General features: G+C 63.1%; 15 protein-coding genes and 1 tRNA gene. 9 read left to right on the top strand and 7 right to left on the bottom strand.

Going from position 1 to position 22,834, the window contains the following annotated elements; all coding sequences use genetic code 11:
• Position 1 precedes the first annotated feature (1 nt).
• Positions 2 to 1,282: a competence/damage-inducible protein A gene (locus P5205_01200; protein HSA08966.1), complete on the bottom strand. Its 1,281-nt coding sequence runs from the start codon at positions 1,280 to 1,282 to the stop codon at positions 2 to 4.
• Between the two features lie 142 nt (positions 1,283 to 1,424).
• On the opposite strand from P5205_01200, the gene P5205_01195 reads away from it, so the two are divergent.
• The 5 genes from P5205_01195 to P5205_01175 all read left to right on the top strand — a co-directional run bounded on the left by P5205_01195 (position 1,425) and on the right by P5205_01175 (position 6,414).
• A complete protein-coding gene (locus P5205_01195; protein HSA08965.1) occupies positions 1,425 to 1,814 on the top strand; it encodes a helix-turn-helix transcriptional regulator in 390 nt (129 codons plus the stop codon).
• Complete coding sequence (locus tag P5205_01190) at positions 1,811 to 2,731, top strand: hypothetical protein (GenBank protein ID HSA08964.1); 921 nt, start codon at positions 1,811 to 1,813, stop codon at positions 2,729 to 2,731. The genes P5205_01195 and P5205_01190 overlap by 4 nt, the downstream gene beginning before the upstream one ends.
• A 402-nt stretch (positions 2,732 to 3,133) precedes the next feature.
• On the top strand, positions 3,134 to 4,924 hold the full coding sequence (locus P5205_01185) for a hypothetical protein (GenBank protein ID HSA08963.1): 1,791 nt from the start codon (positions 3,134 to 3,136) through the stop codon (positions 4,922 to 4,924).
• A gap of 199 nt (positions 4,925 to 5,123) precedes the next feature.
• Complete coding sequence (locus P5205_01180; protein ID HSA08962.1) at positions 5,124 to 5,510, top strand: hypothetical protein; 387 nt, start codon at positions 5,124 to 5,126, stop codon at positions 5,508 to 5,510.
• 445 nt (positions 5,511 to 5,955) lie between these two features.
• A complete protein-coding gene (locus tag P5205_01175) occupies positions 5,956 to 6,414 on the top strand; it encodes a hypothetical protein (GenBank protein ID HSA08961.1) in 459 nt (152 codons plus the stop codon).
• 26 nt (positions 6,415 to 6,440) lie between these two features.
• Here P5205_01175 and P5205_01170 read toward each other — a convergent pair whose 3' ends face one another.
• Complete coding sequence (locus tag P5205_01170; GenBank protein HSA08960.1) at positions 6,441 to 9,722, bottom strand: DEAD/DEAH box helicase; 3,282 nt, start codon at positions 9,720 to 9,722, stop codon at positions 6,441 to 6,443.
• Between the two features lie 299 nt (positions 9,723 to 10,021).
• Here P5205_01170 and P5205_01165 point away from each other — a divergent pair, with 299 nt between their 5' ends.
• The 3 genes from P5205_01165 to P5205_01155 all read left to right on the top strand — a co-directional run bounded on the left by P5205_01165 (position 10,022) and on the right by P5205_01155 (position 15,221).
• The gene (locus tag P5205_01165) at positions 10,022 to 11,983 is read left to right on the top strand and encodes an alpha-L-arabinofuranosidase C-terminal domain-containing protein (GenBank protein ID HSA08959.1); all 1,962 of its coding nucleotides are present in this window, start codon (positions 10,022 to 10,024) and stop codon (positions 11,981 to 11,983) included.
• A gap of 113 nt (positions 11,984 to 12,096) precedes the next feature.
• Positions 12,097 to 13,590, top strand: a complete 1,494-nt coding sequence (locus tag P5205_01160; protein HSA08958.1) for an arylsulfatase — start codon at positions 12,097 to 12,099, stop codon at positions 13,588 to 13,590.
• Positions 13,587 to 15,221, top strand: coding sequence for a hypothetical protein (locus tag P5205_01155; protein HSA08957.1), 1,635 nt, complete (start codon positions 13,587 to 13,589; stop codon positions 15,219 to 15,221). The genes P5205_01160 and P5205_01155 overlap by 4 nt, the downstream gene beginning before the upstream one ends.
• On the opposite strand, the gene P5205_01150 is transcribed toward P5205_01155, so the two are convergent.
• Complete coding sequence (locus tag P5205_01150) at positions 15,201 to 15,896, bottom strand: HAD family hydrolase (protein ID HSA08956.1); 696 nt, start codon at positions 15,894 to 15,896, stop codon at positions 15,201 to 15,203. The genes P5205_01155 and P5205_01150 overlap by 21 nt on opposite strands.
• Positions 15,897 to 16,072: 176 nt before the next feature.
• Between P5205_01150 and P5205_01145 the strand changes: the two genes are divergently transcribed.
• Positions 16,073 to 17,560: an alpha-L-fucosidase gene (locus P5205_01145; GenBank protein HSA08955.1), complete on the top strand. Its 1,488-nt coding sequence runs from the start codon at positions 16,073 to 16,075 to the stop codon at positions 17,558 to 17,560.
• 36 nt (positions 17,561 to 17,596) lie between these two features.
• Here P5205_01145 and P5205_01140 read toward each other — a convergent pair whose 3' ends face one another.
• The 4 genes from P5205_01140 to P5205_01125 form a co-directional block, all read right to left on the bottom strand.
• Positions 17,597 to 18,925, bottom strand: coding sequence for a Gfo/Idh/MocA family oxidoreductase (locus P5205_01140; protein ID HSA08954.1), 1,329 nt, complete (start codon positions 18,923 to 18,925; stop codon positions 17,597 to 17,599).
• Positions 18,926 to 19,259: 334 nt separating this feature from the next.
• Positions 19,260 to 19,349 (bottom strand) — tRNA-Ser (locus tag P5205_01135).
• A gap of 434 nt (positions 19,350 to 19,783) precedes the next feature.
• The gene (locus P5205_01130) at positions 19,784 to 21,106 is read right to left on the bottom strand and encodes a type II secretion system F family protein (protein HSA08953.1); all 1,323 of its coding nucleotides are present in this window, start codon (positions 21,104 to 21,106) and stop codon (positions 19,784 to 19,786) included.
• 14 nt (positions 21,107 to 21,120) lie between these two features.
• A complete protein-coding gene (locus P5205_01125; protein HSA08952.1) occupies positions 21,121 to 22,827 on the bottom strand; it encodes a GspE/PulE family protein in 1,707 nt (568 codons plus the stop codon).
• Positions 22,828 to 22,834: the final 7 nt, after the last annotated feature.

Raw genomic sequence — 22,834 nt, 5'->3', positions numbered from 1 at the left:
GTCAACCAGGTCCCGCGCTCGGCAGCGCGATTGTCCGCCGCAGCAACTCAAGCGCCTGCTGGGCCGTGACCTGCTTGAACGTCTCACGGTCGTAAGGGTTGAAGTTGCGCTCGACCACCGTGCCGGACGGGCCGGCCAACCCGATGAACACAGTGCCCACCGGCTTCCTGGTCGTGCCGCCGCCGGGACCGGCGATGCCGGTCACGGAAAGCGCATAATCCGCCTTCGTTTGCCGGCGCGCGCCTTCGGCCATCTGTCGCGCCACCGGTTTGCTGACCGCGCCGTGCCGGGCCAGCGTGTCGGCGCGGACGCCCAGGAACTTCTGCTTGGCGGCGTTGCTGTAGGTAACCAGTCCCGCCAGCAGCACCGCCGAGGCGCCGGGGACATTCGTGAGCCGGTGCGCGATCCCTCCGCCGGTGCAGGACTCGGCCAGCGCAAGTGTTTGCTGCCGCCCGGTCATAAGCCGGACAACAACCGTTTCCAGCTCCTCGTCTCCAACGCCGTAGATGTAACGGCCAAGCAGTCCCCGGATGATGGCCTCTGCTTCTCCCACACGCTGCCCGGCATCGTCTCCGCGCGCGGCAACGCGCACATCCACCTGCCCCGGCCGGGAGCAGTAGCCCACGTCGAGCCCGGCGCCGACCAGAGGTTGCAGCGGGCCGCCGATTTCCTCCTGGACCACAGATTCGCCTATGCCGGCCGTTCTGAGCGTGCGGCAGACCAACCTGCTCACCGGCGGCGCCACTCGCCGCAGGAGCGGCACGACCGAGTCAGTGAACATGGGCCGCAACTCGCGCGGCGGACCCGGCAGCATGATCAACCAGCTCGGCTGGCCGCCGGCGCGGAATGGATTGGGCCGGACTTCCATGGCCAGGCCTGGCGCGGTGCCATGCGGGTTGGGCAGGACCGTTGCGCCCTGGGGAACCTGGGCCTGCACCCGCGTTCGCTCCGGCATGGGCCGGCGCCGGCTTTCGAAGAACTGCCGAATGTGTGCGACCACCGCCGGGTCCTCGCGCAGCTCCACCCCCAGCATCCCCGCAACCAGGTCCCGCGTCAGGTCGTCCGAGGTCGGGCCCAGGCCGCCGGTCGCAATGATGAGGTCCGCGCGGCCCAATGCCTCGCGAATGGCCTGGGTGATGTCGTTGCCCGTGTCGGCCACGGCAACCTGGCGGGCGACGACGTAGCCCAAGTCCGCCAAATGGCGGCAGAGCCACTGCTGGTGGGTGTTGAGCACCCGCCCCAGCATCAACTCGCTGCCCGTGTTAATGAGTTCAACGATCACCGCGTCCAAACCTACTCTCCACGGCCGAAAGCCCAAAGTCCAAAGTCTGCCAGACACGCCCTCAAGAATGCCTGTTGACAGAACGGCGGAGAGTGGGCATATATATCTGTGATGGATATATCTGTGACTGTAGTATTGTGTTGTGGCAAGAGCCGAACCTGAAATCCCGGACGCGCCGCCGCTGACACCGGCGGTGTTTCACGTGCTGCTGGCGCTGACGGGTGGCGAACTCCACGGTTACGCCATCATGCAGGAAGTGGCTGAAAGCACGGAAGGCCGAATGAAGATGGGTCCCGGCACTTTGTATGGCACCATCAGGCGCCTGCTGGAGGCCCACATGATCGAGGAATCTGATCAACGTCCCGACCCGGAGATGGACGATGAACGCCGCCGCTACTACCGCCTGACGGCGGTCGGTCAGCGGGCGGTCAAGGCTGAGGCGCGTCGGTACGCGGAGCTGGCTGAAGTTGCGCGCCGCAAACGACTCCTGGGCAAGCCCATCCGGGCAGCGCGGGCGGGAGAGCTCGCATGAGGCGCATCCCCACAGAGACGGACAGCAAAGCCATAGCATTCTCCGCAAAGCTGTTTCAGCGTTTGCTGGCCGCTTACCCGAAGGCTTACCGCCGCGAGTACGGTCAGCCTATGGCTCAGCTCTTTCACGACCAGTGTCGCGACTCCTGGCGCACAGCACGCGAGTTGGGGTTGGCCTGGCTCTGGTTGCGGGTTCTGCCGGACTTGGTGAAAACGTCAGTGCTGGAACACATCTCAGCCTTCAAAGAAAGGAATACTGTGTTAGACAGAATCTGCTCGTTGTTACGTCTGAGGTCTGCGCCGCGGTCAGTCTTCTTCGCGGTGTTTGCCGTCGTTTTTATGCTCATTGTCGCCACGAGCACGCTGACTACCTTCTTGTTGCCGGAGCTTTACTCGAGCACCGTCCGCATCAAGCCAGGCTGGACTGTGAATGACCGGGCGGGCCAAGCCGAGTTTGAGATCGTTCGATCCGAGCCGGTCTTGAATAAGGTGATTGCGGTACTCGATTTGAACAGGACTTGGGGACGGAAGTACGCCAGGGGCGCCTCTCTGGACAACTCCGAGACCCTGGCCCTTCTCAAGCCGAGGATAGACCTGCGCCCGGTGCGAAGCACCCCCCTCATCGAAATCCGTGTTTTCAGTGAGGACCGCGACGAAGCGGCAGCGCTGGCAAATGCAATCGCATGGAGCTATCGCGAATACCGGTCGCTCAGCCCGCTGGAGATCGTGGACAAGGGTGTTCCGGGTTTGAGGCCCGTGCGGCCCAACAAACCGCTAAACATCGCCTTCGGAGTGGTGGGAGGAATTTTGCTTGCTACGGTGGTGGGGGCGGGAATGGCCGGGCTCGCCGCATGGATGGCAAGGAAATCACGCGGAGCGGAAGCCTCGCCCGAAACGGGCGCCTCAGCTCCTCCATAGGTTTAGCTTCCGACAGGGAAAGTCCCTCCCCGCTGCCCCGCCTGAGCTTGCGACACACTCGATGGTGCCCTCGAGGCGCAAAGGGTCAGTTATTGAGACGGATTCCGGTGAAATAGAAGGGGCTTTTCAGCAGAATCAACCTCATGAACCAAACCCCTTGATGGCCCTTCCCGAACAAGAGTCACAAGTGAGACCGATCTGCAGACGCGGCGCCAGGGCAAGGCGAGCGAGGACAACGTGGTGCCTTGATTCCTGGAAATTGGGCAAGCCAACGCTGAGCTGTGCCTGCCCGGACGGTGCTCACAGTTCGACGAGGGGTCCAGGCAGGACGCGCAACTCGTTGCGGAATTTTACAATTAGGTTTGACATCTCGCCCCCCCCCCCCCGCATACTGGCAGCAATATGCGCAATGCCAGAAGCCAACTTTCTCTTCCCTGCGTTCTCCCGAGACTTTCACACCGCTTCGATTGGCTGGCACTTCTTGCCGCCCTGGTCATCGCGGCGCCAACCGCGCGCGCCCTGACGCTGGAGGAGGCGCTCGACGCGATGAATCTTACATGGACGACCGCTGGATGGACTCCTCAAACGCACACGACTCATGACGGGGTCGACGCCGCGCAGAGCGGAAGTGTGTTTGGCAGTTCGACGTCCACCTTGCTGACCACGGTGACGGGGCCGGGGACGTTGACATTCTGGTGGCGTAATCCGTCATACAACAACCAGCTTTCCTTTCGCGTGGGGACCACCAACCTGGCGTACATCATCGTTTATCCATCGTGGCAGCAGCAGACTTTCTACCTTGGGCCGGGCAGCCAAACACTAAGTTGGGTGCAATCCGTAAGCACTCCGCCGGGAGACTCTTATCGCGGTTATTTGGATGAAGTCAGCTACACGGCAGGCGCAACCGCCCCGATCATCACCGCGCAGCCAATAGGTCAGTCGCAGGTCGCGGGACTTGACACCACATTCACCGTCAGCGCGGGCGGCACCCCTCCGCTCAGTTACCAATGGGCGTTCAACGGGACGAATATCCCGGGAGCAACCGCATCCGCCTACATAGTCACGAACGCGCAGGTGAGCAGCCTGGGCAACTACAGTGTGACAGTGACCAACAGCGTGGGCTTCATGGTCAGTTCCAACGCGCCGCTGGAGCTTGGCCAAGTCACCGCCTGGGGTGCGTATGGCTCTGGCGCGACTTCGGTCGCGACCGGAGCAACCAATGTTTTGGGAATGGCGGCCGGGCTTTACTGCAATCTGCTGCTGAAAGCAGATGGCACGTTGCCTGGCTGGGGCTTGAACACCGTGGGTCAAACGTCCGTGCCTTCGGATTTGACCAACGCCATCGCCATCGCGCTGAACATCCACGGACTTGCATTGAGACCAGACGGCACCGTCACGGCCTGGGGAGGCCAGGGCTTTGGTGAAACGAACGTCCCCGCCGGGCTTAGTAACGTCGTTGCCATCTCCGCCGGTCGTTCTCCGCACAGCCTGGCGCTTAAGTCCGACGGCACGGTGGCCGCCTGGGGGGGCTATCGCGGCGAAACGAACCTGCCCGCAGGGCTGAGCAATGTGGTCGCAATCGTCGCGGGAAACGGCTACGACCTGGCCCTCAAGGCGGACGGAACAGTGACCAACTGGGGAAACAATCCCCCTGGGCCGCTCATGGGCTTAAGCAATGTGGTGGGCATTGCAGCGGGTGGGGCGCATGCTCTGGCGCTCCTGGCGGACGGGACAGTAAGGGCCTGGGGACATAATTATTACGGCCAGGCGACCGTGCCGGCAGGATTGACAAATGTGGTGGCAGTGGCCGCTGGAACTTCTCACAGTCTGGCGCTCCGAGCGAATGGGACGGTAGTCGGCTGGGGGGATAATAATCTCGGCCAGACCAATGTTCCCATCGGACTGACCAACGTTGTGGCGATCGCAGCCGGCGCGGATCACAACCTGGCACAGGTTGGCGACGGCCCGCCGCTTCTTTGCGCTCCGGTCTCGCATCCCAGTGTGTCCGGAGCCGGTTTCAGCCTCGAAGTGGCGTCGCAATGCGGGCGGGTTTACGCTTTGGAGTACAAGGAGGATTTGGGGGAGGGCGATTGGGTGGCGCTGCCTCTGACGGCAGGCACCGGCGGGAATCTGGTGCTGCGCGATCCCACCGCGAGCAACACGCAACGCTTCTATCGCGTGCGGCGCTGGTAAGCGATCACGGGTGCCGCCACTCAGGCGCCGTAAAGGGGCCAGAATCAATCTTATTAACCAATCCCTCTAAGCAGGGCTTTACAGCCGAACGAGGGAGAATTAAGTTCCGCCGTGATGAGGAGTGACTTTTCATCAATGGAGAGGGGCCTTTAGGCAGCTTGATGGTCACTGCAACGTCCTGACCTGACAGGCGGTTTCAATGGAACGCGCGGTCCAAATCTACGCGATCGTCAATCTCACCATCATCGGCCTCTCCCATGTGGCCAGGCCCCGCGTGTGGGTGAGCTTTCTCGTCCTGCTCCGGGAACGTGGCGAAGCGGGCGTCTTCGTCCTTGCCATCTTGAACCTGATCTTCGGGTCTATTATCGTTGCGTTCCACAACGTCTGGGCGGGCATCCCGCTGGTGCTCACGGTGTGGGGCTGGGCCAACGTGATCAAGGCCCTGCTCTATTTCATATTCCCCGCGATCGGGCTGCGCAGACTTCAGGCCCTCTCCCAGGAGCGGGCCAGCCTGGTCGCCGCCAGCGGGATCCTCCTGCTGCTGCTGGCCGGCGTACTCGGTTATCATGTGTGGCGGACGTCATGAAGGACCTGCCTGTCACCAGGCGCGGTGTCCCAGAACCCCGGCGATTCTCGTTCCTGGCACCCCTGTCCAGACGCTATCCAGGACTACCGCTGGTTTCCTTGCGTTTCGATGGGGGGACCCCGGCGCGACCCCGGTCGGGTCCCAGTGTGGTTCCCATGGGGAGCGCTCCCCATGGGAACCACACCGGGGTTACGGCAGGGTGCCGCCGTATTGACGCCATGATCGGGCCAGGCGGGCACGGCCGGGGCACTGGATCACTTTCCGGGGAGTTGCGCCTTTGGTAGCACCCGGTATCCTGGCAGGGTAAGAAACGGCCTGGTGGTTAGGCACTTGGAGTGGGCTGCCGAGGCGAACCGGGCTTCGTCCTGTCGCCGAAGTTCCGGCCCCTGGGTTGGTGGAACAGTTGCCGCCAGGACAATGCGACGCTGATCTTCAATACTGTAATATGAACACATTAAGAGCTCAAAAGGCCAGACGCCGAAGGCGGGCGCTGGCGCCGGGCGTGGTGCCCGGCGGTTGGTGCAGTCGTTGCCCCCTGTGTGGCGCTGCCGGCGAATGCTTCGATACGGCGGTCCGGAGCGGCCGCTGCGGCGACTGGGTCTGGTATGTACGGGCCGGCCACCAGTGGCGGCGACGCTGGTTGAAACCGTATGATCCCAAGACCGCCAGGCAATTGGCCTGGCGGGCGCACCTGGCGGCCGCCTCGAAGGCCTACAACGAGCTGCTGACCGACGAACAGCAGGCTGCCTGCATTGCTGCCGGCGCCAGGCGGCGGACCCGGCCGCGGCTGGGCCAGTCCGGCGCGCAGACCGGGCAGCAGTATTGGGTGGGCAAAACATGCTCGGAGAGGCCCCCCGCGCTGATGGCTCGGAAGCGGAAATCCCGAGCTGCTTCCAAACGGTAGAAGACGGGGAGCGCGCGCCGCGGGCTTCAGTCTTCGGCGAACAAGTATTCCAGATCCGTCTTGGACAGGCTGCGGGCGAAGCCTTCTTCGCCGAGCACGTCGGCGATGGTTTGGGCCTTGCTCTGCTGGAGCTCCCAGATCTTCTCCTCGACGGTACCAGGCGAAATCAGCCGGTAGGCGTTGACCGTGCGGGTCTGGCCGATGCGATGCGAGCGGTCAATGGCCTGCGCCTCGACCGCCGGGTTCCACCACGGGTCATAGAGCACCACGTAGCTGGCCGTGGTCAGGTTCAGGCCGGTGCCCGCCGCGCGGAGGCTGAGCAGAAAGACCGCGGAGTTGGGATCGCTCTGGAACGCGCTGACGACTTCCTGGCGGTTCTTGGTCTGGCCGGTGAGGATGTGGGTGGGAATCTGGTGCTGGCGGCATTCTTCTTCCAGCAATTGCAGCATCTGCACAAACTGGCTGAACAGCAGCACCTTCTGGCCCTCGGCCACGAGCGAATCGAGCAGCTCGAACAAGGTCTCCGTCTTGCCCGAGGCGGCGTCGTTGCCCACGAGCTTGGGGTGGCAGCAAATCTGGCGCAGCCGGGTGAGGGCGGCCAGGACGTGGATCTTGCTCTTGTTGAGGCCCTGCTCGGCAACCGTCTTCATGACCTGCTCCCGGCTGCGGCGCAGCTCGGCAAGATAGAGCTTGCGCTGCTCGTCGCCCAACTGGCAGTCGCGCCGCTGCTCGATGCGTTCGGGCAGGTCCTTGGCCACATGCTGCTTGAGCCGGCGCAGCAGCAACGGTCGCAGTTTGGCCGAGAGCCGGCGCCGCGCAATGCGCTGCGCCGATTCGGCGCCCTCGCCGCGCGGCTCATACGTCTCCGTGAAGCGGTCCTGGCTGCCCAGGTAACCCGGCTGGATAAAGTCCACGATGCTCCAAAGGTCGAGCAGGCGGTTCTCCAGGGGCGTGCCGGTCAGCGCCAGGCGATGGTCGGCCTTCAACTGCTTGACGGACTGGGTCACTTGCGCGCCCGGGTTCTTGATGAACTGCGCCTCGTCCAGGATGATGGCGCGGAAGGCGAACTTCTGCAGCTCTTCCAGGTCGCGCCGCAGCAGCGCGTAGTTGGTCACAATGAGATCGTATTGCGGAATCTGCTTGCGCAGGTTGTGGCGCGCGGCGCCGCTTTCGAGCACAAGCACCTTTAGATGGGGCGTGAAACGGTTCGCCTCGCGCCGCCAGTTGTGCAGCACCGATGCCGGGCAGATCACGAGCGCCGGTTTGGGGTCTTTCCTGTGCTGGTCCTTCAGCCACGTCAGCCACGCCAGCGTCTGCAGGGTCTTGCCCAGGCCCATGTCGTCCGCGAGAATCCCCCCCAGCCGAAGCCGTGTCAGGTGGCAGAGGAAATCGAATCCGTCCTTTTGATAGGGGCGCATCTCCGCCTGCACGGAGGCGGGGAAGTCCATGACCGGGAGGCCCGCAAAGTTCTTAAGGCGCTCGCGCAACGCTTTGGCCTGGGCCGAATCGCCGAAGCGCTGCAAGTCTTCCTCGTCCAGGTGCGCCGCTTGTTCCAGCCCGATGCGCTGCGCAACCGGCACCAGGCCGTCAACCCCCAGGTCCGCCATCGCTTCATGCGCCGTCTGCACCGCGCTCGCATCCAGCTCGACCCAGCCGGAGTCGGGCAGTTTGACGTAGCGGCCGGTAGCTGACTGGAGGCGCTTCAAGTCGGCGGCGGTGAGCTTGAGGCCCTCCTGCTCCCATTCGGCGGAGATTGCCAGCCAATCAATGCCGCTGCCCTTGACCACCAGTCGCGGGCGCAGTTGCCGCCGGGCCAAGAACAGCCGGGAGAAGGCGGGATTGCCCAGGTAATCCGCTTCCTGCGGCCGGTCGGCCCAGGCGCACGCCAGCGCACCCAGAAATCCTTCATTCGCGTCGCCGACCCACAGGCCCGGCTCGGGCGTGAACCAATCCAGCCGGCGCAGCCATTGGGAGGCAGGATCGAGCCGCGGGTCGTCCAGCAGTTCGGGTTTCTTCCCGCCCGGCCGCGGCTTCTTCGCTTCGTGCAACTGCCATTCATGGCCGTTCCAGAGCCAGAGACTCTGGTCGCGTTGACTCTTGGCCAGCAACCGCAGCCGCACCGTCTGGTCGAGCAGTTCGAATACAAACTGCGGTTTGGCCGCGTGCGCGACGCAAAGCTGCTCCCAGTCCACGCCCTGGCTGGACTGCGTCTTGCGCAAGTGCATAAGCAGGCGGTGGCTCAAATGGCGCATCGGCACGGCCGGCTGGCGGGCCCAAAGTTCGAAGACCTGGGGCGGCGGCGCGTTGCGCAACAGGTAGAACGTCCCCCCGGCCAGCGCCAGCACCGGGTGACGGTTGAAGAACAGCACCTCGCTGAGCGAATGATGCTTCCCACCCGGCACGGTCAGCCGGTGCGTAAAGGCCAGCTCTTTGGCGCCGTTTTCCAGGTGCGGCGTCAGTTCGGCGAGCTCGCCGCGGAACTCCAGCGGCTGCGGCGGCCCCCCGCCGGCGGCCAATTCGAGCCGGTGCGTGTCGCCCCAGCGCGCCAGCCAGTGCAGCAGCTCCAGGTTAGAGAGCACCAGGACTTCGTCGCCATTACGACGCGTGGAATGGGTCTCCGCCAGCCACTGAATGAACTCCCAGTCGCCGGGCGGAAAGAGCTCCTGCTCATGCGCGGCGCGCGTCGTCAGTTCGGTGATTTCGCCCAGCCTTCTGGCTTTCTCACCGGTGCGCGGGCGCACCAGGTGAAGCTCCACCGCCAGCCGGTATCGCCCGGGCTGCTCCGGGTCCGGCCGCGGATGGCAAAGGGCGCGCACGAAGGCCCGCGGCGAATCGAAGTGCACCGGTTTGTGCGGGAAGAGCCACTTCTCCAGGTGTTGGACAAGCTGTTGTTCCTGCGCGGCTTGTTCCACCTGAGTGAATCGGTCGAGGTTGGCGTAAACGCTCAGCTCCGTCGGCAGCGAACGTTGCGCGCGCAGAAACAGGAAGGCCACCTCCTCCAGGCGGCTCCGGCCTTGCGCCGCCAACAAACGCGGCCACCAATCTGTATTCGGAAAGTCCTTGCGCGAGAGGGAGAGTCTCTCGAAGTAGTCCTCCAACAGCAGCCACGCCCGCTGCGAATCGGCGCAGACGGCGAAGCTGCGCAACAGCTCCTCCCGCTGAGCGACGACCGCCTTCGAGTCAGCCAGCTCCCGACGCAGGTCCGCCAGCGCCCCGTAGGTCTTGGAAAGCACCGTGTTCTGGGCGTCGTACTTCGAAGCCTGCGCCGAACGTGACCCGTTCCCGGTTCTGAGTAAAACTTTGGCCATCTTCCGAATAAACCCGTTTCAGCGTCTATCATCTCGACATAGAACGCCGCGCCGGTCAACGAGAAATGTAACAAATTTTGCACCTGCGCCGCCCCGAACGGAGGTGTTCGTTGACAATTTCAGCACGGCAGGGCTTTATGCAGCCGGATTGCGGGGCGCCTCGGGCGAGCGCCGGGGCCAGCCCGCAGGTTCACGAATGATCGCTGGAAGCCTGCACCGGTGAGCTGCTGAACGCTTCGAGTCAGGTAAGTGCGCGCAACAGCTTGAAGACGGGTGTGAGAATGCTGGAGAGTATCGGTATGAGAACTATCAAACAACTGACAGTGGCCGTAGCGCTAATCCTCACCCAGCCGGCGGTGTTGCTTGCGGCCGGCCCAAAAGAGGCGGCGTTGTCGCTGGACCTGGGCCAGGCCGGTCCGGCCATCTCGCCTTATATCTACGGCCAGTTCATCGAGCACCTGGGCCGCTGCATCCATGACGGCATCTGGGCGGAGAAACTCTGGGACCGCAAGTTTCTGCTCGCCCTCGACAAGTCGCCCTGGCAGGTGGTCCGCCCGGCGGGCGCGGAGTTCGACGCCTTTCTCGATCCGGCGGGTGCTTACGCGGGGGACCATTGCCTGGCACTGTGGCGGCGCGGCGAAGGGGCGGGAGATTGCGGCATCGTGCAGAAGGACATCGGCGTGATGGCGGGCAAGGAGTATGTCGGCTACGCCGTTATCGCGGCTGTCAGCGGCGAGCCGGCTGTCGAGGCCACGCTGTCGTGGGGGGCGGGAGCCGATAACCGGCAAGCCGTCCCGTTGACTCGGCTCGACCGGGAGTACCGCCGCGTCCCCTTCCGATTCAAGGCCGGGGGAACGATAGAATCAGCCTCGTTCTCGCTGCGGGTGGTCAAGCCCGGCCTGGTGTGGATCGGATGCGTCTCGCTGATGCCTGCCGACAACGTCCACGGCATGCGCGCCGATGTGCTGGCTCTGATCCAACAACTCAACGCCCCGATTACACGCTGGCCCGGGGGCAACTTCGTATCCGGCTACAACTGGAAGGACGCCATCGGCGAGCGCGACCGGCGTCCGCCACGCTGGGAACGCGCCTGGAACGCGGTCGAGGACAATGATTTCGGGTTGGACGAGTTCATGCGGTTCTGCGCCGAAGTCCGCACCGAACCCTACATCGCGGTGAACACCGGGCTCGGCAGTGTGCAGGATGCCGCTGACGAGGTGGAGTATGCGACCGGCTCCAGCCGCAGCCGTTGGGGCGCGGAGCGGGCGCGCAACGGGCAGCGGCAGCCTTACGATGTCACTTGGTGGGGCATCGGCAACGAGATGTACGGCAATTGGCAGTTGGGCAACGTGCCGGTCGAGCGCTATGCTCTGCGCCACAATGCGTTCGTCGCGGCGATGAAAGCGAAGAATCCCAGGATCAAAGTTATCGCTGTCGGATCGCCCGGGCGATGGAACGACATGCTCCTGCCGCTCAGCGCCGCGCACATGGACCTGCTCAGCGGGCATCATTACACCCAACGCAAGTTCAAAGCGCCCCTCACCCCTGAGGACACGGCGAAATACGAAGCCGACTTCCCGACCTACTGCGGCAGCGTGATGTCAGGCGTGCGCGGGGTGGTGGCCGACTACCGGCAACGGTTGGGAGCCGCCACACCCGGGCTCGACCGCGTCCGGCTGGCGGTTGACGAATGGGGCATCGTGCGGGATTGGAACCCGGCCCCCGACAGCCCTGGGGTCGGCGCCTTCGAGCACTTCTATCCGCTCGGGGATGCCCTGGCGTCGGCCCGGGCGTTGCATGAGCTGATTCGCTCCGCCGACCTAGTCGCGATGGCCAATTGGGCCCAGACCGTCAATGTCATTGGTGCAATAAAGGCCGGCCGCAACCATGCTGTGCTGGACCCGGTCGGCCACCTGCTGGCGCTCTACCGCGCGCACGTGGGCGGGAGCCTGGTCCCGGCGCGGCTCAGCGCGGCGGTGCCGGTGGATGCGGTCGCCGCCCTCGACGCGAAAAACGGACACCTCTCACTCGGCCTGGTGAACTATTCAGCAAGCGAAGAAGTCGTGTTATCCCTCAAGACTTCCGCCGGCACGCTCCCTCGGACGGCGCAGGCTTGGAGGATCAACGGTCCGAGCTTGACGGCGATCAATGTCCCTGGAAAGCCTGAATCCGTAACCACCAGCACACTGCCTGCGGTTGACCTTGGTCAACCCATTCGGCTGCCTGCTCATTCGATCACCGTGCTGAGGGGCGGCAGGTAAACCACCAGAACGAGCAGCTTCCCGATTCATCTATCCACCCGGAAAAAGGCTCGCCGCCGCAAAGCCGGACAGCTAAACCAATCCCACCAATGAAAAGCGCGCGGCTCTTGGTTATGACCCTGCTGGGTTGCCTCAGCCTTGGCGGGGCGGCGGCTGCCCCGGCCGTCAAACGTCCCAACATCCTGTTCCTGATGGATGACCAACATCGGGGCGATTGGCTGGGAGTGGCGGGCGCGAAGTGGCTGATCACCCCCAACCTGGACCGGTTGGCGCGGGACGGCGTCCTGTTCCGGCGCGCCTACACTTCAACACCGTCCTGCCTGCCGGCGCGTGCCGCTCTCCTGACGGGCATGAGCCCCTGGGGCCACGGCAGCCTGGGCTACGTGCCAATTCCGGAGCGCTATGCCTGCGAGATGCCGCGCGTCTTTTCGGAGGCCGGGTGGCGCACGTGCGCCATCGGCAAAAACCATTTCGCGCCGCCGAGCAACAGCCACGGCTACCAAACGGTGATCCGGGCCGAGCCGAATATTCGGGATCAGTCGGAGATCTGCGATTACCGAGCCTGGTTTGACCGCCAGGCTCCCGGACACCAACCCCTCGAGGGCTACCGCAGCGGCAATGACCAGCGTGGTGGCATCTGCTATCCGCTGGCCGAGGAACTCCACTTGACCCCGTGGACGGCCGACCGGGCGTTGGAGGCCCTCAATAGTCATAAGCAAGGCGAACCGTGGTTTCTCAAGGTCTCTTTTCTCGCCCCGCACACGCCGCTCAACGCGCCCAAACGCTGGCACGACCGCTACCAAAACGTGGATATCCCGCCAGCCGCCATCGGAGACTGGGCGCGGCGTGAATACGGCGGCGTGCAAACGTCCTTCGCCCAGCACGCGGAGGCTACCCGCGGCGTCGTGCCCGAAGAGGAACTCCGCGCGACGCGCCGTTCCTATGCGGCGGCGATCTCGTTCGTGGACGAGCAGATCGGCCGCATTCTGGCCGCGCTGGAGGAGCGGGGGGAATCGGAAACTACCTTGATCCTCTTCACCTCCGACCATGGCGACCTAATGGGCGACCACCACGTTTACCGCAAGACCTTCCCTTACGAAGGCTCGGTGAATGTGCCGATGATTGTGCGCTGGCCGGCGAGCCTGGGCTTGGATGCCAGGCGCGGGCAAGTGAGGCAGGAGCTTGTGGAGTTGCGCGATGTGTTCCCCACGTTCCTCGATGCGGCCGGCCTGCCGCGGCCGGCCTCGGTCGAGGGAACGAGCTTGCTGGACATCTTGCGCGGCAAACCGGGGCGCAAGCTGTTGGACCTGGAGCACGCCTCCTGTTATGCGCCTAAAGACGGTTGGGTGGCGTTGATGGACCAGCGCTACAAGTATGTTTACTTCGTGCACACCGGGCAGCAGCAATTATTTGACCTGCGGCGTGATCAGCAGGAACTTAACAACCTGGCGGTCAAGCCTGCCGGGGCGAGACTGGTGCAACAATGGCGGCAGAAGATGATCAAGCATCTGAGCGTTCGCGGGGAACCCTGGGTTCAGGGAGGCGAGCTGACGGTGCTGAAGACGCCGATTCGTCGGCGCGCCAACAACCCGAATGTAATGCAATGAACGATTTAGATTTGCTGCCCGGCTTGGGTGCTTCTTTTGCCGTAGTGACCACCGCCGTCAGCCGGCGCCGTTCCTGGAGACGGAAGATGGCGCCGACTGATGTCGGCGACTACTGGTTATCACGCACTGTCCGAGCCCTCGCCGTGCTGTGCCTGCTGGGCTTGCCCTTTGGTGGACAGGGGCGGCCCGCCATCAAGATCGAGTCGGGGGTGGCACAGCTTTTCGTGGATGACGGGATGATTGACCAGCAGAGCGGCCTGCAACGCACCCTCCACCAGCCGGCCAAGGACGACGGCGGCCACACGCCGCTCATTGCCGCCCGGCCCGACACAACGCTGCTGGCCTACGGAAGCATTGTTCGGGATACCCGCCTTGAACGCTATGTTATGTTCGTCCAGGAGTTCCCCTCCCGACAGATGTATCGCCTCACCTCGGCCGATGGACTGACCTGGCGCCCCAACAAGCATGCGGAGCTTGAGAAGGTCACCCTGGACCTGTCCTTCCCCCCGCTACCGCCGGACGCGCATGGACGCCCCGGCATTGATCTGTTCTCCTGCTGCTACGACACCGCCGACGCGGATCGCCCTTACAAGGGCTGGGTGTGGGCGGCGAATGTCGGCAATGAGTGGGAAGGCATCTGGTACGTGGATTCCACCGATGGACTTCACTGGCGCAAGGGAGGCCAGGTTTTGAGTGGCTACGCCGGCGAGGGCGACCCAAGCTGCCGCGCCATCACGCAGGACGGCCGCACGCTCTATGGGCCGGGCGATGTCACTCTCTTTGCTCCCGACCCGGTCGGCAAACGCTTCCTCGGGCTGTTCAAGTTCTACAGTCCGCGCGACCTCGCCCCGGGTTACGGCTCAAGAGCTCGGGCCTATGCATTCCTGGACCGGCTTGACCGGCCCCTCGACACCCAGAAGCTGAGCCGCATCCAACTGATGCCGGCGATGGCGGCGCGCAACGGGGATTCTCCCGCCGACGAGTACTACGCCAGCACTGCCTGGCGCTACGAATCGCTCTGGCTGGGCGGCTTGAAGATATTCCATGGCCGCGACGATTATCCGTGGTCGGCCGACGGATGTGCGTTCTTGAAGCTGGTGGTCAGCCGGGACGGGCTGGACTGGCGCAAGGTGCCCTTCACCAACAACACTGGCATCGCCGAGGTCTTCATGCCCAACGGCGCTGAAGGCGGCAACGGCGGGTCCAACGACGGGGGCTATATCAGCGAATTCAGCCAGGGGCCGCTCCACGTGGGCGACGAACTGATTTACTACTACTCGGCCTCCTCTTACGGCAAGAACGCCGGGCAGGACCGGCGCATCCTGGGTGGCGGCATCTTCCGCGCCCGACTGCGCCTGGACGGCTTCGTCTCGGTGGACAGCGGCACGCTGACCACACCGTTGTTGGAATTTGCGGGGCGGGAACTGCTGCTGAATGCGGTCGGCCCCATCAAGGTGAGCGCGCTCGATGAATCCGGCAAGAATCTGGCCTCGACCTCCATGACAGGCAATTCGGTCCGCCAGGTCGTGCGGTTCGGCGGGCAATCCCTGCGCGAGGTTGCCCCGCACGGGCGATGCCGCCTCCGCTTCGAGGTCCAGCCGCCCGCCCAGTTATACTCGTTCCGACTTTAGCCTGCCCTGGCCCTGCCGGTTAAGCAAATCCAGCACCTCGCCCGGCTTCTGAACCAGAAGCTCCGCGCCGGATTCCAGCAACTCGGCCTGGTCCCGGAATCCCCAGAGCGCGCCCACAGCAAACATGCCGGCGGCGCGGGCCGTTTGCATGTCAACGCCCGAATCGCCCAGGTAAAGGCACTCTGCCGGAGAGACTCCCAATCGTCCGGCGACCGCGATAGCACTCGCGGGGTGGGGTTTGCGCGGAAACCGATCGCTTGCGCCCAGGACCGCATCGAAAGCCCACTTCGCAAGCAATTCGCCCACGCACCGCTGCGTAAAGTGGTCCGGTTTGTTGGATAGCACTGCCAGCTTCAGTCCGCGAGAAACCAGGCCGTCCAACATCTCCGGCACGCCGACGTACGGCTTGGTTTGGACATTCCAGGTTCGCTCGTATTCCTGCACATACTCAGCGACACAGGCTTGGACCGTAGCTTCGTCGCGGTGCGGCTCCGGGAGGGCTCGCGCCATCAGCTTGACGACCCCATCCCCAACGAACGTCCGATATCTCGAATTGAGGTGCGTTGGAAAACCTCGGGCCGCCAGGACACAGTTGCTAGCGTTGGCAATATCGTCGAGTGTATCGAGCAACGTGCCGTCGAGATCAAAGATAGCAGCGCGAAATGGCAGACTCATAGTGAACGGCTAGCCGGGCTTCCTTTCATCGAGGCAATCATACTGCGGGACGTCAGCTCTTCAAGCCCGCATCTCGCGGAAGGGGCCTGACGCCGCGTGCTCCGCCGCCGGGCGGCCGCCTGCTATGCAGCATGGACTTGCCTGCCTGAACCTCTTGCGTGTACACCACCCGTAATATGCTCTTGATCCACAGACTAACCGCGCTGTCCCTCACTGCCCTCGCCGCGATGTTCATCGCTCCCGTTTCCGCTGCCGAAAGAAAGTATGAAGCGCGGTGGGAATCTCTCGACACGCGTCCCGCGCCCGAGTGGTTTCTCGACGCCAAGTTCGGCATCTTCATCCATTGGGGCGTCTACTCCGTGCCGTCGTGGGGCAAGGTAGGCGAATATGCCGAGTGGTATTGGAACCGGATGCATGACCAGAAGGCCGACAACCCGTGGTGGCAGTACCACAAAACCAATTACGGCGAGAGCTTCGATTACAAGGATTTCGCCCCGCAGTTCCGCGCGGAGCTCTTTAACGCTGACCATTGGGCCGACATTTTCGCCCGCTCCGGCGCCCGGTACATCGTGCCAACCTCGAAACACCACGAGGGCTTCTGCCTGTGGCCCAGCGGCGAGGCCAGCAAGACCTGGGGCCGGCCGTGGAATGCGGCCGAGGTCGGGCCGAAGCGCGACCTGATGCGGGAAATGTCCGCGGCGGTACGCAAGCGCGGAATGAAGTTCGGTTTCTACTACTCCCTGTACGAATGGTACAACCCGCTCTGGCTGGCCGACCGCAAGCGCTACGTGGACGAGCACATGGTTCCGCAATTCAAGGACGTGGTCACACGCTACGAGCCGGCGCTTATCTTCAGCGACGGCGAGTGGGACCTGCCGAGCAAGGATTGGCGGAGCGAAGAGTTGCTCGCCTGGCTATACAACGATTCGCCCGTCAAGGACCACGTCATTGTCAATGACCGCTGGGGCAAGGAATGCCGGCATAAACATGGCGGTTACTGGACCACGGAGTACGCGGCGGGTCTCCAGGACGGCTCGCATCCGTGGGAGGAAAACCGGGGCATGGGCTTCAGCTACGGCCACAACCGCGCCGAGCACATTGACCACTACAAGACCGGCAGGGAGTTGATAATAGTGCTTGTTGACCTGGTGAGCCGCGGCGGCAACCTGCTGCTGGACATCGGCCCGAACGGCGACGGCACCATCCCGCCCATCATGGAGCAGCGCCTGCTCGAAATCGGCGACTGGCTCAAAGTCAATGGTGAGGCCATTTACGGCACGCGCTTCGCCGGGCGTTCCTGCCAGTGGACCGAAGGCAAGCTGCCCGAGCAACGATTCGGCGAATACAAGGTGAAATACAATCTCATGGATCAGATTGGCCAGAAACCGACCAAGGACGGCGGGGCGGTAAAGCAGGTATTCTTCACCCGGAAGGCCGGAACGCTCTACGCCATCACCCCCGGCTGGCCCGGGAAGCAACTCGTCCTGCGCGAGGTGAAAGCCCCCCCCGGCGTCACGGTCACGATGTTGGGTGTGCCCGGCGCGCTGAACACCCGCGCCGAAGGCAACTCGCTTGTTATCGAAACTCCCGCGCTCAGCCCCGACGCCGCCCCGTGCCGCCATGCGTATGCGTTCAGGATCCCGGGCGCGACGATTATCAGATGACGGGAAGCATCAGCCCGATGTCGGCCCTTGGCTGAATTAGAACGTGTACGGAACGCGCATCGCGCGGGACCGCATCCGGTTGGCTTCGGGATCGCCGACAAACTCAGCATCGCGAAAATTGAACTTCAGGCCTCGCTTCAGTCGCTCGCAGATATCGGCAGCCAGGCAGATGTTCATGGACTGGAACATGACGTCAGGATTAGCCACAGCGGGCCGGCGGGAGCGGATGCAGTCGAAGAAATCCCGCGCGTGGTTCATTTGCCGTTGCGTCCGGGCGGTGTAATCCGCCAGTACTTTCTTGTACTCACGCAGCAGCGCCGGGGACGAAACATCGGGGCCTGAGTAGCCGTCGGCGGCCGCGGCCCACCCATCGGCGCCATCGAACCGCTCGCCACAAGCGCCGTGCCAGAATTTGCACGGTTCCCAAACCGAGCCGCCGACTCGGAACAGAACCAGGTTCACTCCGTTGGACAGCCGCGTCATCATCGTCTTATCCGGCCCCGCATACTCGAACTCGATGTGCGACACGTTCGTCAGATCGAGTCCGGCTAACGCCTGGGCAACCGTGTGCGCGCCCCACATAGCAAGATCGGTGGCGAAATCATAAAAGCGATACCACCCCGCCCCTTTCACATACCCGCTGTTGTAAGGCCGCCACGGACTGGCCCCGAGCCAGACATCCCAGTCCAATTCGTCCTTGGGCGGCTCCGGTTCCGCCGGCAGCCAGTCGTGACGCAATCCATCGCGCCAGCGACAGTCGGCATAGACGGTATGGATCGGCCCCAACCGGCCGGAGCGGGCCATTTCGATGGCAAACACATGATTCGGCTCGCTGAGCCGCTGGGCGCCGGTTTGATACACCCGGCCATACCGCCGGGCGGTTTCCATAACCATCCGCCCCTGCGCCATGGTTAAGCAGGCCGGCTTTTCACAATAAACATCCTTGCCCGCCCGCATCGCCATCACCGAGGCCAGCGCGTGCCAGCGATCGCCCGTGGCAATCAACACGGCATCCACGTCCGTGCGCTCGGCCAGGAACTGGCGCATATCGCCATACACGGCACAATCCGTATTGCCGTACTTGCCGTCCACCATCTTCTTGGCCGCGGCGCAACGGCCCTTCACGACATCGCAGACGGCCACCCACTGCACTTCCGGGTCGGTCAACATCCAACCCAAATCATAGGAACCGCGGCCGCCCATTCCAATGCCGCCCATCAGGATGCGTTCGCTGGGGGCAACAGCTCCGCCTCGCCCCAGCGCCGAAGCCGGAATATAGCAGGGCACCGTCAGTGCGCCCGCAGCTTTCGCCACCCGTGTCAGGAACCGACGTCGCGTGAATGTCAGACTTTCGTGGTTGCTCATGGGCATATTCGATTGCGCTGAAACCTTATCGCGAAGCGTCCTGGATGTCGACTACTGTGCGGCGTTCAGGCGGCTTTACGGTGACGGCACGGTGGTGCCCCGGTGTGTATCCCATGGGGAGCGCTCCCCATGGGATACACACCGTAGCCTAACCGCACTAACAAGCCATCCTCCAGCCAGTCGCAAGCCAACGCCAGCATGCGACCACCATAACGGCATGGTCGCCCGTCCGGCGGGGGTCTTGGAGGCAGGAAAGGCGGTGGGAGACGACGAATTGCTATCGGGGCCCCTTGGAAATCCGCGAAGAACTCTGTCCTATAGGTTATCTTCAAATTGGCGGAAGGGAGAGGATTCGAACCTCCGGTAGGCTTACGCCTACGCCTGATTTCGAGTCAGGTGCCTTTAACCACTCAGCCACCCTTCCCGCCAGCTTTAGTCCTCGTTTGTATCCCGTCATCCTATCCCGCAGCTTTCGGCCCTGCGATCTCGGCCGGTCAAACAAGCGAAGACCCGTTGCCGGGAACTGCGCCCGTCCAGCGAACAACCGCGAGGTTTGCTTCCCTAAGTGCCCCATCGGCTGCAACACACCGGCAACCGTAGTTACTATGGCAGAATCAAGATTGGCGGCAAGGTGATTCGCCGGAATCGGAGGGACAGCGCGAAATCCGGTTGATTCAGCTTCTCGTGTAGCGCGAACGAGGGTGTTTGCCCTGTCCCTTATTCGGTTACGTCCGTAGCAACGGCGCAGACACGGTGTTGGGTCCGTTGGGGTGGCTATCTAGGTCAAGGCACAGGGCATGCCATTGCTCGCTGGCGCCTGCTCTCGCGCTCGCGCCGGACGGGGTTTGGCTCGTCGGGCTAATCGTCGCCCTTGCCACCGCCGCCTTCGCTGCCGACCTTGTTCATCAGCTCGATCAGCGGCAGGAACATGGCGATGACGATGCTGCCGACGATGACGGCCAGGAAGATAATCATCACCGGTTCGAGCAGCGAGGTCATGGCCGACACGGCGTTGTCCACCTCGTCGTCGTAATTGTCAGCGATCTTGAGGAGCATTTCCGGCAGGGCGCCGGTCTGTTCACCGACGTCCACCATGCTGATGACCATCGGCGGAAAGACGCCGGAGGCTTCGAGCGGGGCGGTGATGGTTTCACCCTCTTTGACACTTTCATGGATGGAGTTGACGGCGTCGGCAATGATGACGTTGCCGGCGGTCTCTTTGACGATCGTCAGGGCCTGCAGGATGGGAACGCCGCTGGTGACCAGGGTGCCCAGGGTGCGGGTAAAGCGCGAGATCGCGACTTTGCTGACGACCGGCCCAATGATAGGCATCTTGAGCTTGAACTTATCAAAGGCATGGCGGCCGAACTTGGTGCGAATAAACAGCATGAGCGCCACCACGAATGCGGCCAGGCAGCAAATAGTAATGATAAAATGCTCCCTGATGGTGTCACTGATCGCGAGCACGAACCGGGTGAAAGCGGGCAGTTGGGCGTTGTCCAACATGCCGGCGAAGACCTCTTTGAACTTGGGAATGACATACACCATCAGGATGGCCAGAATAACGGTGGCGACCACCAGCACCGCGATGGGATAGAACATGGCGGCGACTACCTTGCCCTTGATCTTCTGGGCCTTCTCCATGAACTCGGACAAGCGGTTCAGCACGACTTCGAGCACGCCGCCCAATTCGCCGGCCTTGACCATGTTGACGAAGAGGCGGTTGAAGACCTTGGGATGCTGGGCCAGGCCCTCGGAGAAAGTGCTGCCGCCTTCGATGGACACCGCCAACTCGCCAATAATGGACTTGAGGGTGGGGTTCCTCTCCTGCTTTTCGAGCACGCGCAAGCCGCGCAACAGCGGCAAGCCGGCGTCCACCAGCGTCGCCAACTGGCGCGTAAAGGTGGTCAGGACCTTGGATTTGACCCGCCCGCCCAGGCCGGGGATCTTGATGTTGAGGTTGACGTTGAGGCCGCCGCCTTTCTTCTTGGCGCCCGCTTTGGCGGGAGCGGCGGTCTTCTTGTCGGATTTCTCCTTGACCTTCTCGACTTCGACAATCTTGGTCGGGAACAGCCCCATTTCCTTGACCCGGCCGATGGCCTCGTTCTGGCTGGAAACTTCGAGCGTGCCTTTGCTCTCCTTGCCATGCGGGTCCATCGCGACGTAGCTGTATTTTGGCATAAGCGTTCCTCGGTTCAGGTGTACTTGACGACCTCCTCGATTGTCGTATCCCCGTCGAAAATGCTCCGCAAGCCGTCCTCGCGCAGCGGAATCATGCCCAGCTCGATAGCCTTCTGGCGCATCACCACCGTGGGCGCGCGTTCGTTGATCAGCAAACGGATCGCGTCGCTGATGACCAGCAGTTCGAAGATGCCTTTGCGCCCTTTGTAACCGGTATCATTGCAGGTGGAACAGCCCCGCCCGTAGTAGAAGGTCTTCTCGCCCAGATCGTGCGGAGAGAGATTGAGGAGGGACAATTGGGTCTCGGTCGGCTCGAAGGGGGTGCGGCAGTTCTTGCAGATGGTGCGGACCAGGCGCTGGCCGATCACCGCCACCATGGTGGAGGAAATCAGGAAGGGCTCGACACCCATGTCCACCAGACGCGTGACGGCTCCGGGGGCGTCGTTCGTATGGAGGGTGCTCAGAACCAGGTGCCCGGTCAGAGAGGCTTGAATGGAAATCTGCGCCGTCTCCAGGTCGCGCATTTCCCCCACCATGATAATGTCCGGGTCCTGCCGGAGGAAGGAGCGCAACGCGCGGCTGAACGTCAGGCCAACGGCTTCGTTAATGGCCACCTGCATGATCCCCTCGATGTCGTATTCGACCGGGTCCTCGGCGGTAAGCAACTTTGAATCAATGCTGTTGACGCGGCGCAGGAAGGAGTAAAGCGTGGTAGTCTTGCCGCAACCCGTCGGGCCCGTCACCACGAGAATGCCGTTGGGCCGCTGAATGGTCTCGACGGAGTATTCGTAAAGATACTTGGGGAAGCCCAGCGACTCGATTTCCAGGTTGACCGCCGCGCGATCCAGCACGCGCAGCACGACCGACTCGCCGAACTGGGTGGGAAGCGTCGAGACGCGCAAATCAATCATGCGATTGCCCAGCGGGTAACTGATGCGCCCGTCCTGGGGCAAACGCCGCTCCGAGATGTTCAGGTTGGCCATAACCTTGAGCCGTGAGACCACCGGCAGGGCGAGGTGTTTGGGCGGCGGGGACATCTCGTAAAGGGCGCCGTCCACACGGTAGCGGATCTTGAATTCGTCCTCGAAGGGCTCGAAGTGAATGTCGCTGGCGCGGTCCTGGACGGCCTGGAACAGGACGAGGTTGACGAAGCGCACGATCGGGGCCTGGTCGGCCAGGCGCGCCATCATCGCCGCGTCATCGGTCACGGCGACTTCGGTGGCTTCTTTCTGGATCTCCTTGTCCGACCCCAATTCCTTGAGGATGTCCGTGAAGCTCTCGTTTTCCTCGGGGTAGAACTTCTCAATGGCCTTTTGGACCACCGACGGGTCGGCCACCACCAGTTGGATGTCCTTCTTGACGACGAAGCCCAATTCGTCAATGCGGCCGACATTGAGCGGGTCCACCAGGGCCACCTGCAGGGTTGAATTCGACAGCCCGACCGGCAGGCACTGGTACATGCGCGCCATCTTGGCCGGCACGATTCGCAGCAGCTCGGGCGACAGATCACGCTCGCGCACCGTGACGACCGGCGCTCCCAGGTGGTTGCTGATCGCCTGGAGAATCGTGTCCAGGTCCAGCACCCCGAAGTCCTGCAGGATTTGGCTGACAGGTTTGCCGGTGCGCTTGAACTCGCCCGACACTTCCTCGTACTGCAGATCGTCAATCAGTCCCTGATCTTTGACCAGTGCAAGCAGCGGATTGCTAATGTCCTCGGACATACGACTC

The sequence above is a fragment of the Candidatus Paceibacterota bacterium genome, assembly GCA_035452965.1.
Taxonomy (GTDB): Bacteria; Verrucomicrobiota; Verrucomicrobiia; order Limisphaerales; family UBA8199; genus UBA8199.
The sequence above is the reverse complement of the archived record's forward strand: the minus strand, read 5'-3'. Positions and strand labels throughout refer to the sequence as shown.

Bases quoted from the DNA above. Each gene is read 5' to 3' on its own strand.
- P5205_01190 (HSA08964.1), top strand. From the start codon at position 1,811: ATGAGGCGCATCCCCACAGAGACGGACAGCAAAGCCATAGCATTCTCC.
- P5205_01185 (HSA08963.1), top strand. From the start codon at position 3,134: ATGCGCAATGCCAGAAGCCAACTTTCTCTTCCCTGCGTTCTCCCGAGA.
- P5205_01180 (HSA08962.1), top strand. From the start codon at position 5,124: ATGGAACGCGCGGTCCAAATCTACGCGATCGTCAATCTCACCATCATC.
- P5205_01175 (HSA08961.1), top strand. From the start codon at position 5,956: ATGAACACATTAAGAGCTCAAAAGGCCAGACGCCGAAGGCGGGCGCTG.
- P5205_01170 (HSA08960.1), bottom strand. From the start codon at position 9,722: ATGGCCAAAGTTTTACTCAGAACCGGGAACGGGTCACGTTCGGCGCAG.
- P5205_01165 (HSA08959.1), top strand. From the start codon at position 10,022: ATGAGAACTATCAAACAACTGACAGTGGCCGTAGCGCTAATCCTCACC.
- P5205_01160 (HSA08958.1), top strand. From the start codon at position 12,097: ATGACCCTGCTGGGTTGCCTCAGCCTTGGCGGGGCGGCGGCTGCCCCG.
- P5205_01155 (HSA08957.1), top strand. From the start codon at position 13,587: ATGAACGATTTAGATTTGCTGCCCGGCTTGGGTGCTTCTTTTGCCGTA.
- P5205_01150 (HSA08956.1), bottom strand. From the start codon at position 15,896: ATGAGTCTGCCATTTCGCGCTGCTATCTTTGATCTCGACGGCACGTTG.
- P5205_01145 (HSA08955.1), top strand. From the start codon at position 16,073: ATGCTCTTGATCCACAGACTAACCGCGCTGTCCCTCACTGCCCTCGCC.
- P5205_01140 (HSA08954.1), bottom strand. From the start codon at position 18,925: ATGAGCAACCACGAAAGTCTGACATTCACGCGACGTCGGTTCCTGACA.
- P5205_01130 (HSA08953.1), bottom strand. From the start codon at position 21,106: ATGCCAAAATACAGCTACGTCGCGATGGACCCGCATGGCAAGGAGAGC.
- P5205_01125 (HSA08952.1), bottom strand. From the start codon at position 22,827: ATGTCCGAGGACATTAGCAATCCGCTGCTTGCACTGGTCAAAGATCAG.